The sequence below is a fragment of the Rhodococcus artemisiae genome, assembly GCF_036327795.1.
In the GTDB taxonomy this organism is placed as follows: Bacteria; Actinomycetota; Actinomycetes; order Mycobacteriales; family Mycobacteriaceae; genus Rhodococcus; species Rhodococcus artemisiae.
Genome location: NZ_JAUTXY010000018.1, coordinates 37072 through 48109, shown reverse-complemented (window position 1 = coordinate 48109; position 11038 = coordinate 37072). Strand labels below are relative to the sequence as shown.

The window sequence follows — 11038 nt, the reverse complement described above, 5'->3', positions numbered from 1 at the left end:
TCACACCTCCTGTGGGCGCGTGACGATCATCCGCACGGGTGTGGGATCGAAACCGTTGCACGGGTTGTTTATCTGCGGGCAGTTGGAGACGAGCACCAGCACGTCGCGGTCGGCCCGGATGGCGAGACGCTTGCCGGGTGCGGACAGCCCGTCGACGATGCCGAGGGTGCCGTCGGCCTCGACGGGCACGTTCATGAAGAAGTTGATGTTGGAGACCAGATCCCGCTTGCCGAGGCCCCACTCGGCACCTTCGATCAGGAAGTTCTCGACGCATGCGTGCTGGTGTTTGGTGTGGTGCCCGTAGCGGAGGGTGTTGGATTCCTGCGAGCAGGCACCGCCGACGGTGTCGTGGTTGCCGACCTCGTCGCCGACCAACGTCATGAGGGGTTCGCCGTCGGAGTCGCGCAGTACCGAACCGGTGGTGAGGAACAGGTTTCCCTGTCCTGCAACGGTTGTGGCGGAGCTGTAGCGGGAAGCGGTGTCGTGGGCGTCGTAGATCAGGGTGTCGACGGCCTGGTTGCCGTGGAGGTCGACGATGGTCAGGACGTCGCCGGCAGCGACGACCGCCGACCAGGGTCCGCGGAGTTCGACGCTCTCGTCGAGCACGACGGTTCCGGGGACGAGTGCAGCAGTATCGAGGGTGGCGGTCATGGGTCAGTTCTCCATTCCGGATTCGGCAGCAGCCCAGGCATCTTCGGTGTTGAGCACCGCGCGGTGGTACTCGGGTTCGGCGGTATCGACCGAATCGAGTTCACCTGGGGCGCGCCACGCGGTTACTTCGAGTGGGGTCGTGACGAACTCGCGGTCCGGGTCGAGAGGGTGCGCGGTATTGGCGATGAGCACGATGACGGGGAGGTGGACGAGCAGATCCACATACGCACCGGCGCCGGCGGTTCCGGTGCTGGTGAGCGCGCCGTCGTCCTCGACGCGGATGCCGTGGAAGAACGACAGTGACGGCGGGAGGTCGCGGGGCTGCAGATCGTGCTTGGCGGCGGCGACCTTGAACAGTTCACGTCCCGCAGGGGACGACGAATGCAGCGCACCGGCGCCGTATCGCGCGGTGTTTCCTGCCGCGTGGCTCGTGCCGCACAGAGCGTCGTGGTGGCGCGAGGTGTCGGCGACGACGGTCGCGAGTACACGTCCCTGATCCGAGAGCAGTGGGTGCCCGACGCCGAGGTAGGCCTGCCATGGCACCTTGACGGTGTCGGCGACGTTGAGCCGCTCGTGCGTGGCATCGGCACGGAACAGGAGAAGGTGTGCGCACGCGGCGCCGTCGAGATCGCGTAGACGCAGGCGAGTGCCGCGCGCGAGGACCTTACTGGTGTAGCGGCCGCCCGGCACCGTCTCGGCCCAGGTCATCGACACACACCGACCGTTGGGCGGTGTGGGCCACGCCGACGCCGGCACGATCGGCATGCCGTCGGTGACGGTTCCGGCCTGGGAACGTGCGTGTTCTCTGGCGGCGTGGGTCGTGGCTGTCGCGAGTGTCTCGGTCATGGTGCTCCGATTCGTGGCGGACGGGGTAACTGTCGAGTGACAGTTTTCAGAGCGCGCATCTTCGGAGGATGTCCCCGGCGTAACGAGTGTGTGGCCGATGTTTCCAACTGATGACGTAACGCTCACACATCGATGCGATTGGGTAGCAACACAACTCGATGTGCCAAGGTGGTGAGGTGACCAGAGCAGGACCAGGCCGTCCCCGGCTGACAAGCCCTCGACGCCCGGGCACCACCGCCCGCGCAGAGATCCTCGACGCTGCCGCAGAGTTGTTCAGCACGCGCGGTTTCGCGACCACCTCGACGCGACAGATCGCCGACGCCGTCGGCATCCGCCAGGCGTCGCTCTACAATCATTTCGCGACGAAGAGCGACATCCTCGCCACTCTTCTCGACGCCACCATCGCTCCGACCGTCGAGTTCGACGAGAGCCTCGACGACTCCGAACCCGCCGCGGTGCTGTTGTGCGCGCTGACGTGGTTCGACGCCGCGCAGTTGTGTGCGGGACGGTGGAACCTCGGCGCGCTGTACATGCTGCCGGAAGTTCGCAGCGAGCCGTTCGAGTCGTTCCGGCAGGGCCGCCTTCGTCTCGCGCGCCGCTACCGCGATCTCGCCGTCGAGGTGCTCGGCGGCAGCGATCCGCGCGCCGAGCTGCCGTTCCGGCTCGTGGAGTCGGTCATCGATATCCGCGCAGACCGGCAGATGGACGAGCAGGTGATCGACGCGCAGCTCCCCGAGATCCTCGCGACCGCGGCACTCACTGTCCTCGGGCGTCCCACCGAGGACGTCGTGGATCGGGCGCGTGCTCTCGTTGTGGGTGTCGCGGACGACTCGCTCGGGGCAGTGCGAGCTCAGGAATAGGTGCGCTCAGGCACAGGTCAGTGCCGGTCGTACGAGGTGTCGGGTGGCGTGCGGTCGGCGCCTTCGACCACAACTGCATTGTGCCTCCGTGAACCCGGACCGACGTGGGACTCGGCACGCATCCGATCCGACATGTGCGGGTAGTGCAGCTCGAATGCGGGGCGCTCCGACCGGATACGCGGTAGTTCCGTGAAGTTGTGACGCGGCGGCGGGCACGTGGTGGCCCACTCGAGCGAATTACCGTAGCCCCACGGATCGTCGACGGTGACGACCTGCCCGTAGCGGTAACTCTTGAAGACGTTCCACACGAAGGGCAACGTCGACGCGCCGAGGACGAAGGCGCCGATGGTGGAGATCGTGTTGAGCGTCGTGAAACCGTCGGACGGCAGGTAGTCGGCGTACCTGCGAGGCATCCCCTCGTTGCCGAGCCAGTGCTGAACCAGGAACGTCAGGTGGAAGCCGATGAACGTGAGCCAGAAGTGCCACTTGCCGAGACGTTCGTCCAGCAACCGGCCCGTCATCTTCGGGAACCAGAAGTAGATCCCGGAGTAGGTAGCGAAGACGATCGTGCCGAACAGGACGTAGTGGAAGTGGGCCACCACGAAGTAGGTGTCGTGGACGTGGAAGTCCAGCGGCGGCGAGGCGAGGATGATCCCGGTCAGACCCCCGAACAGGAAGGTGATGAGAAAACCGATGGCGAACAGCATCGGGGTCTCGAACGTGATCTGCCCTCGCCACATCGTGCCGATCCAGTTGAAGAACTTCACCCCGGTGGGCACCGCAATGAGGAAGGTCATGAACGAGAAGTACGGCAGCAACACCGCACCGGTCGCGTACATGTGGTGCGCCCACACCGCAACCGACAGAGCGGCGATCGCGATGGTCGCGTAGACCAGACCCGAGTATCCGAAGATCGGTTTGCGGCTGAAGACCGGGAAGACCTCGCTCACGATCCCGAAGAACGGCAAAGCCACGACGTACACCTCGGGATGCCCGAAGAACCAGAACAGATGCTGATAGAGCAGCACTCCTCCGGTCTCAGGGTCGTAGATGTGGGCGCCGAGAAGCCGATCGGCAAGACCTCCCATGAACGCCGCGGTCAGCAGGGGGAACACCAGCAGGATCAGGATCATCGTGATGAAGACGTTCCAGGTGAAGATCGGCATCCGGAACATGGTCATACCGGGCGCACGCATGCACACCACGGTGGTGATCATGTTGACGCCGCCGAGGATGGTGCCCAGGCCGGTGACCGCGAGACCTGCGAACCACAGATTCGCACCGATCCCGGGCGAGTGGATCGCATTGGCGAGCGGCATGTACGAGGTCCACCCGAAATCGGCTCCGCCTCCGGGAGTGATCAGACCGAACAGGACCACGAGTGCACCGAAGAGGAAGAGCCAGTAGCTGAACGCGTTCAAACGCGGGAACGCCACGTCGGGCGCACCGATCTGCAACGGGAGGATGTAATTGGCGAATCCGAACACGATGGGTGTCGCGTAGAGCAGCAACATGATGCCACCGTGCATGGTGAACAACTGGTTGTACTGCTCGGTCGACAGGAACTGCAGCCCCGGCACGGCGAGCTCGGTGCGCATCAGCATCGCCATCAACCCGCCCGCCAGGAAGAAGGCGAACGCCGTGACGATGTACATGATCCCGAGCGTTTTCGGGTCGGTCGTCGTGATGAGGTTGTAGAGCACCGCTCCCTTGCGGGCGCGTCGTTCCGGATAAGGCCTTGTTGCTCGGGCCTCCACCACCACCGGATTCATGGACGAACCTCCCGGACGACCGCGGCGCCGACGTGCGGCATTCCACCGGCACCTGCCCTCCGCATGCCTGAGTCTCCCGGGACAGGCCGGTAGCCCCGAGCGTAGACCTCGCCCGATCAGGTGGCGGTGGATTGCGGGAATCAGGCTCACCTGCCGCTACCGACGTGAGCGCCGGAAATGCTGGTTGGTGTATCGAAATATCGGACACGTACCGTCATTTCTGACATCTACGGTCCTGCGCTCGCTCGACACGTCGAATTCTCCGACGATTCCGTCGTCTTCCCAGAGAAAATCGAGGCGATAGCGTCGACCGTCGCGCGCAGCGATCTCGTGCTGTAGCTGCGGACGAGGCAATCTCGCCTCATCGATCCGCAGCCGCGACAACGACTCGCCGACACTCTCACTCCGCGTGTCCAGGAAGCGTACGACTGCTCGTGCACGTCCGGCAGTGTCGACGCAGCTTCGGTGTCGATACGCAGCAGCGCATCGCCGACGACGACTGCTTGCGGCTTCGGCACGGAGCGCGCGAGGTCCGAGATCGTGCGAGCCACCGACGTCACCGGTACGCCATCGACGATCGTGAGGTCTGTTTTCGCCCACTGCGCGACATGAGTGTGTAAGTGTGTATCCGAGTCCTTCGTCGCGCCCCCTCGTCGGATCCCCGCGACACGTGCACGCGTGCACGCGGAATATTCCAGACGGGCGCGCCGTGCAGAATCGCCGCCGAGACGTGACTCAGTGCGTTCCCCGGGCCCAGTGTCGAGCCGATGTGGCGCGCGAGGACACCGCGGCCGGCGGGAGCGGCCCTCGGAGGCTGCCGCAGACGCCGGAAATGCTGGTCGGTGTCCGATATTTCGGTACACCGACCAGCATTTCCGGCACCGATGTCAGGCGCTCTCGAAGCCGAGCAGGCGCGACGGGCTCTCGACCACCGAGTACTCCGATGCGTCCCCCTGCACCACGCGGCTCCCGGTGCCGTCGACCCCTACCGGCAGATCGCCCGCGAGCGTGATCCGGTGCAGGCGACGGGTGTGGTCGCCGAAGTCGGCGATCCCGTAGTGCTGGGTGGCGCGATTGTCCCAGATGGCCACATCACCCGGCGACCAGGCCCAGCGGAAGGTGTTCTCGAGCTTGGTGACTCGCGCCTGCAAGAGCTGCAGGAGCGCGGTCGTCTCGGACGACTTCAACCCCACGAATTCCTTGACGAAGTGCCCGAGGAGCAAGGTACGCTCCCCCGTCTGCGGATGAACACGGACGACGGGATGGATCGTTTCGTAGGTGTTGCGGCGGAACTCGTCCTGATATTGCTTGCGTTCGTCGGTGAGCGCGGGATCGTTGCTTCCGGCATCCAGTTTCTCCGCGTAGTCGTACAGGTTCGTGTGCAGTGCCCACAGGTTGTCGACCAACGACTTCAACGCATCCGGAAGCTGGTTGTAGGCCGCGGTCGTCGACGCCCATGTGGTCGCGCCCCCGTACGGCGGGAGGGTCACGGCTCGCAGGATCGACGCCTTCGGAATGCGGTCGACGAAGCTGACATCGGTATGCCAGCTGTTCGCGGCGCCCTCGATCGGAAGCAGGCGCTTCCCCTTCGAATGCACCGTCGGGTGCGACTGCGTCTGCTGACCGAGGAGACCCGCGAACGCCCACTGGCCCTCATCGTCGAGATGCTCCTGCCCCTGGAAGACGATCGCCTTGTTCACGGCCAGCGCGTATCGGATGGCATCGACGGTCTCGGAAGACAGATCGCCGGACAGCTTCACCCCATCGATCCGGGCGCCGATGTTCTCGCCGAGCTTGGTGACCACGATTCCTCCGGCGCGGTAGATCTCCTCCGCAGTTGCTACCGGGCGCTCGAGTTCGCTGAGGGTCATGTGAGGCTCCTGGGTCGTCGTTCATTGCCTGCACGCAGCTTTCCAACGCGACCGCGACGCGTCGACCGTTCGGCTCACGGGGATCCGAACCCGCCGCCGACACCCGGTAGCATCAGTGCCCATGCGAACTTCGGCGAGAGTTCTCCTCGCAGCAGCCGCCGTCGCCCTGGCCTCAGCGGGGACGGCGACAGCGGCGCCCGCTCCCATCGTCGACGGCAACGGCGCCATCGTGGCGCCGAACTCCACACAGATTTCGTTCGCACACACGCCGTCCGGTACGCGCGCAGGTACTGCGAACGAGCACGAGTCGCGTGCCGGGGTCTCCATCGTCAAGCTGTACCTCGCCGAATATGTTGTTCGGCACGGCGATCCGACCGATCGAGCCGACGCCGTCGAGATGATCCGCGCGTCGGACGATGCCCTCGCCGACCGGCTGCATGCGAAATACCCGCAGGCGATCTCGACGACGGTCGCCGAGTTCGGTCTCGTCGACACCCATGTGCCCGGGTACTGGGGGTTCGGAACCACGTCGACGCACGACATGGTGACCTACCTCGAAGCGAAGAAGCGCACCGACCCGGGCTCCCCCGTACTCGCCGCGATGGCCTCCGCCCACGAGACCGCGGCCGACGGTTACCCGCAGAACTTCGGCACCGCGTTGCTCGCCGGGGTGATCGGTACCAAGTGGGGTTGGAGCGACGACCGCTCGTTTCACGCGTCGGCGTCGTTCGGGTCCGATTTCTCCGTCGCCGCGTCGGCATTTGGGTCGGCGAGCCGGTTCACGGCTGACGTCCTCGGCGCGTTCACCGAAGGTGAGCCTTCCCCCTCCGACCGCGGATACCGGCTCGCAGACTGTCCGGCCGTCGCGTGGCTCGCCGATGACCCGGCTCTGAGTGCGCCCGCGCAAGCACTGCTCGACGCGGTTCCCCCACAGCAGACCGCAGCATTCTGCGGAGTGTGACTCCTACTCCGCGACCCGTACGTACCGTGGAGAACATGAGCACCGCATGGCAGAACCCGGACTCCGTGTCCCTCATGCTCGACGACTGCGCGACATGGGCAGTGGTCGGCCTCTCGGGCGACCCCAACCGGACCGCATACCGCATCGCCAAGCTGCTCCGCGAGCGCGGGAAGCGGGTGGTGCCCATCCACCCGAAAGCTCCGACGGTCTTCGGTGAACAGGGCTTCGCGACCCTCGCCGACGTACCGTTCCCCATCGACGTCGTCGATGTGTTCCGCCGGTCCGACGCCGCAGGCGAGTTCGCCGATCAGGCCGTGAGGATCGGCGCGAAGGGAGTGTGGTTCCAGCTCGGCGTGATCGACGAGGACGCCTTCGCGCGGACGACCGACGCCGGGGTTGCGATGGTCATGGACACCTGCCCCGCCATCGAGTGGGGAATGCAGCGCAAGAACTGAGTCGCTTATCCGCTGTGCGACAGGCGCTTTCCGAGGGGATCACCCGTCTGGTCGTCGAGACGCCAGAAGGTCCAGCCATCATATTCGGCGTCGTCGTCGCTGACGAACTTCGTGACGGCGTTCGCCGCGGTGGTGGGATGGCTGAATCGGCGGCCTTCCATCGGGCCACGGGTGATCTCGACGTTGCTGTTCTCCTGGTCGAAGCGCGCGTGGATCCGATATCCGCCGAAGTCCGCTACGATCGCCGTTCTGGGGTCGACGAATTCGGGTTCGACCGCCGGCGTGATCGCCTTCGCGGGCCTGGTTCGCGGCCGCAACACTTCCCTGCTATGACGGGAATCGCGAACTCGGTTGAGGTTGAGCAGATCCCACCGGTCATGCCCGTGCACGATACTGCTCATCGGAATCGGATGACTACCGGTGGGTACACGACCGGGACGTTCGGCGAGCCACAGTTCGACGTCTGCCGCGATCCCCGATTCCACCTCGTCGGATTCGACCATGTAGAACTCGGGACATTCCTTGCCCAGATCCACGAACACCCAGTACGACGACCCCGTGGGATCGCTGCCCGGTGTGCCGTCCTGCCGGCGCGCCATCCACTGACCTCTGGTGGTCGACCGCACCCGGACGACGCAACTGCGCCCGTCCACCCCCTTGACCCGCACAGAACGAGAGCCCTTCAGCTGTGTCGCACTTCCGCCTCGCTGAACGACATCGGTGACGAACGCCCGGACGCCCCTGTCGGCTGACTCTTCCATGGGCCAACCATACGGTTACATACCGGATGCCGGATAGTCCCCGTACCGGTTACCGAAAGGCATCGCCCTTGGTGGACAACGCCTTGACACGATCGACGATGCGTTCTTGCAGCTTGGACGGGGTACGCCAGCGCATCGCGAGCTTGCCGCAGTCCATCGCGTGCTCGGCGATGATGTCTTTCAACCGGTCGACATCGAGCAAGGCGAGCTTGTCGCGCAGACCCGATTCTCCCCCGTCACGGAACACCTCGAACGGGTCGAACGGGCCGGGCGCACGCTCGGCACGCCGAGCCGGGAATTTCCGGGCCGGAGTCGGACGCACCGTGGTCGGAACCAGGGCTGCCGTCGAGACGACCCGTGCTCACAGATACACCTGCGCATTCATCAGAATCGTCTCGGTGAGCATGCGCAGGGCATCGAACTGTCCTGCACCACCGCATTTGCGTTCGAGAGTGCCGTACGGAACGAACTCTGCCTATGCTGCGATCTGGTTCGCTTCGGGAATCCACGCGGGGACGACGTGGCGATGCGGCCACGAACTCACCCAGAGCGGCCGTAGTCGTGGTCTTGCCGACGCCACCCTCGAGATCGATTGTCGCGATCACCCGCGCCACCAGCGCACTCCTCCGGAAAATTGCCGCACGTCGCTGCAGCAAACTACACCGGAATACAGACAAAGGCGACGCGGGACCAGCTCAGTGCCCCCGCGACTCCACTGCGACGCGTTCGTAGTCCGCGATTGCCTGGTCAGGACCCACCATCGAGTCTGCGGTCGCGTATCCCGACAGCAACACCGCCGGCTTGTGGTCGATCACGGCAGTGACGACGTCCCCACCCGAGGTGAACACAAGAATGCCTTTCGCCTCGTCGCCGGGGAGCCCTTCCCACACGACACCCTCGGTACCGAGCGAACGATTGATCTCGCTCATGAGGAGCGGCGCACTGAAGTAATACATCCGGTCCCACGAGTCGCTGTCGAGCCCACCTGCCTCTGTGATCTCACCGAGGCTCCGCTGCTGCCCCGTCGTGAGAACGGTGTCGAACTCCGATTCCAATTTCGGATCATCGACCACGGTCACAGCGCCTCCGGAGCCGCAACCCACCAATATCAGCGCAGCCACACCACCGAGTGCGGCGGATTTCAGTCCCCTGCGAAATGTCACTTCTGCCCCTCGCGTCACTTTTGTCCCCCCACCCGAACGCGACGGACGCTAACACCGAACAACCAGTTGATCAGTGGCACAGCTCACTATTATCGAAGCCGAATCGGACCTATACGCGACACACAATTCGGCCTTGTGTCCATTCACAAATCCCGACGTCAGTCCTTTGCCGTCAGCTCCGCAATGTCGCCGAGAAGCGCGGATTGCAGCACGCCTATCGACTCCGCGGCACCACCGAATTGATCGCCGACGAAATTGGTGTTGTCGGTCGAGAGCTCGCGCGCGCCGGAGCGCCCGATGAGGTCGTCGATCCGCTCGTCGAGACTTGCCGCACGTTGCGCAACGTCCACCATGGCCATCCGACCGTCTGCGTATCGGAGAAGCTCACCGATACGAGCGAGAGCCGCGACCCGGTCCAGAAGCTGTTCCCAGACCGGGTCCAGCGCCGCGATCCGGGACTCGAGCCCCGCCCGGGCCGCAGGCGCGGTGCTGATCGCATCGTCCAGCTCGGCACGCAGACCCCGCAGCGCGATCGCGTCGGTGGCGATCTGAATGAGTTCGTCGGTGAGGTTCAGTTGCGATCGCTGCACGGTGAGGTATTCGGAATGCCATGCCGGCGACGAGTCGATCCGGTCGAACAAGGTCCCCGCGAGAAACAGCAGAGTGTCGTAGCGATCGACGAAGCGATCGGCCTCGCTCGGGGCTTGCCGGGCAAGCACCTCGGCGGCGCGCCGTCCCGCGTCGGCCACGGGCGTGCGCTCGGACCACCGCCCCACTCGGTCGCTCGCGATACCCAGCACTGTGTCGCGGGCGCGATCCACCGCAGCGACCGGCATCGGAGCGGGCGTGCGCTGCAACGCCCGGAACAACGCCTCACGCTGCTCGAGTTCGAGGTGGATGCCGTCGCGGCGTTCACGACGCACGGCGCGCACCCCCTGCGCGTAGTGCGCCGGGGAATGCACTATCGATTGCCGCGCCGACCGGATTCGCTTGTCGATCTCACCCGCCCGATGCTCGAGCATCAACCGGGACACACCGGGACGCTGCGCCGCGGCACGAGCGGCAAACCTCTCCCGCTCGTCGGTCAGGCGCCGAAGCTCTCCGAACCCGCCCACATCAGGGATTCGCCTCGCGAGGCCCCGACGGGCGGCGAGGACCGATCTGGCGGGCTCATCGAGATAGCCGGTCGCGATCGCGATAGCGGCGTCATCGGACAACGGGTCGTGGTGGCCGTCGATGCGGCACTGTTCGCACCAGCGTCGAACCTGGGCGGCGATGCGCTCGCGGCGTTCGAGTCGGGTCGCGAACTCCACGGGAACTCTCGACCGGTCGGGCTCGGTCATTGTGACCTCCTCGGAGACTGTCGACCTCCACTGTTCCAGAGTTCACCGACATCGGCCGGTACAGCGGTGTCCCCAGTTTCGACCCAGGGTGCCCGCGCAGCCGGGCAGGAAGGGACCTACAGCCGCACCACCCCACCGAAGGTGCCGATGATCTGCGGTGATGGATGTCACAGGAAGAATCTCCGAAAAGTGGGTGGTTTCCGTCACCGAGTGTCGCCCCGACTCGCCAGCGGCATCGAATTCTGTTGTGTCACAAGATTTTCACCCGAAAATGCACACCGACACCCCGGTCCGCCTCCAAGTTACCCGCCGGTGTTACCCCGCAGTACACCTTGCGCAGCCCATCTCGATGATG

The 11038-nt window shown here is 65.1% G+C and carries 11 protein-coding genes; 3 read left to right on the top strand and 8 right to left on the bottom strand.

Annotation, left to right across the window (positions count from 1 at the left end; translation table 11 throughout):
- Both Q7514_RS28350 and Q7514_RS28345 read right to left on the bottom strand, forming a co-directional pair.
- Nucleotides 1-651, bottom strand: coding sequence for an urea amidolyase associated protein UAAP2 (locus Q7514_RS28350; protein WP_330136597.1), 651 nt, complete (start codon nucleotides 649-651; stop codon nucleotides 1-3).
- Nucleotides 652-654: 3 nt separating this feature from the next.
- The gene (locus Q7514_RS28345) at nucleotides 655-1497 is read right to left on the bottom strand and encodes an urea amidolyase associated protein UAAP1 (RefSeq protein ID WP_330136596.1); all 843 of its coding nucleotides are present in this window, start codon (nucleotides 1495-1497) and stop codon (nucleotides 655-657) included.
- Between the two features lie 176 nt (nucleotides 1498-1673).
- Here Q7514_RS28345 and Q7514_RS28340 point away from each other — a divergent pair, with 176 nt between their 5' ends.
- Entirely contained in the window at nucleotides 1674-2357 is a 684-nt protein-coding gene (locus tag Q7514_RS28340) for a TetR/AcrR family transcriptional regulator (RefSeq protein WP_330136595.1), read from the top strand.
- 17 nt (nucleotides 2358-2374) lie between these two features.
- Here the strand turns inward: Q7514_RS28340 and ctaD are convergent, their stop codons facing one another.
- Together ctaD and Q7514_RS28330 are read right to left on the bottom strand one after the other, a co-directional pair.
- A complete protein-coding gene (gene ctaD / locus Q7514_RS28335) occupies nucleotides 2375-4129 on the bottom strand; it encodes an aa3-type cytochrome oxidase subunit I (protein WP_330136594.1) in 1755 nt (584 codons plus the stop codon).
- Nucleotides 4130-5016: 887 nt separating this feature from the next.
- The gene (locus Q7514_RS28330) at nucleotides 5017-6000 is read right to left on the bottom strand and encodes a TauD/TfdA dioxygenase family protein (RefSeq protein WP_330136593.1); all 984 of its coding nucleotides are present in this window, start codon (nucleotides 5998-6000) and stop codon (nucleotides 5017-5019) included.
- Nucleotides 6001-6121: 121 nt separating this feature from the next.
- Between Q7514_RS28330 and Q7514_RS28325 the strand changes: the two genes are divergently transcribed.
- On the top strand, nucleotides 6122-6961 hold the full coding sequence (locus Q7514_RS28325) for a hypothetical protein (RefSeq protein WP_330136592.1): 840 nt from the start codon (nucleotides 6122-6124) through the stop codon (nucleotides 6959-6961).
- A 35-nt stretch (nucleotides 6962-6996) separates the two neighbouring features.
- The gene (locus Q7514_RS28320; protein ID WP_330136591.1) at nucleotides 6997-7416 is read left to right on the top strand and encodes a CoA-binding protein; all 420 of its coding nucleotides are present in this window, start codon (nucleotides 6997-6999) and stop codon (nucleotides 7414-7416) included.
- 5 nt (nucleotides 7417-7421) lie between these two features.
- Here Q7514_RS28320 and Q7514_RS28315 read toward each other — a convergent pair whose 3' ends face one another.
- The 4 genes from Q7514_RS28315 to Q7514_RS28300 form a co-directional block, all read right to left on the bottom strand.
- Nucleotides 7422-8177 (bottom strand): hypothetical protein, encoded by a 756-nt coding sequence (locus Q7514_RS28315; RefSeq protein ID WP_330136590.1) that lies wholly within the window; start codon nucleotides 8175-8177, stop codon nucleotides 7422-7424.
- 49 nt (nucleotides 8178-8226) lie between these two features.
- Entirely contained in the window at nucleotides 8227-8499 is a 273-nt protein-coding gene (locus Q7514_RS28310) for a hypothetical protein (RefSeq protein ID WP_330136589.1), read from the bottom strand.
- 373 nt (nucleotides 8500-8872) lie between these two features.
- A complete protein-coding gene (locus Q7514_RS28305; RefSeq protein ID WP_330136588.1) occupies nucleotides 8873-9340 on the bottom strand; it encodes a hypothetical protein in 468 nt (155 codons plus the stop codon).
- Between the two features lie 158 nt (nucleotides 9341-9498).
- A complete protein-coding gene (locus Q7514_RS28300; RefSeq protein ID WP_330136587.1) occupies nucleotides 9499-10683 on the bottom strand; it encodes a hypothetical protein in 1185 nt (394 codons plus the stop codon).
- Nucleotides 10684-11038: the final 355 nt, after the last annotated feature.

Excerpts from the sequence above, each read along its gene's own strand:
- Q7514_RS28320 (WP_330136591.1), top strand. The coding sequence starts at position 6,997 with ATGAGCACCGCATGGCAGAACCCGGACTCCGTGTCCCTCATGCTCGAC.
- Q7514_RS28345 (WP_330136596.1), bottom strand. The coding sequence starts at position 1,497 with ATGACCGAGACACTCGCGACAGCCACGACCCACGCCGCCAGAGAACAC.
- ctaD (WP_330136594.1), bottom strand. The coding sequence starts at position 4,129 with ATGAATCCGGTGGTGGTGGAGGCCCGAGCAACAAGGCCTTATCCGGAA.
- Q7514_RS28300 (WP_330136587.1), bottom strand. The coding sequence starts at position 10,683 with ATGACCGAGCCCGACCGGTCGAGAGTTCCCGTGGAGTTCGCGACCCGA.
- Q7514_RS28330 (WP_330136593.1), bottom strand. The coding sequence starts at position 6,000 with ATGACCCTCAGCGAACTCGAGCGCCCGGTAGCAACTGCGGAGGAGATC.
- Q7514_RS28350 (WP_330136597.1), bottom strand. The coding sequence starts at position 651 with ATGACCGCCACCCTCGATACTGCTGCACTCGTCCCCGGAACCGTCGTG.
- Q7514_RS28315 (WP_330136590.1), bottom strand. The coding sequence starts at position 8,177 with ATGGAAGAGTCAGCCGACAGGGGCGTCCGGGCGTTCGTCACCGATGTC.
- Q7514_RS28325 (WP_330136592.1), top strand. The coding sequence starts at position 6,122 with ATGCGAACTTCGGCGAGAGTTCTCCTCGCAGCAGCCGCCGTCGCCCTG.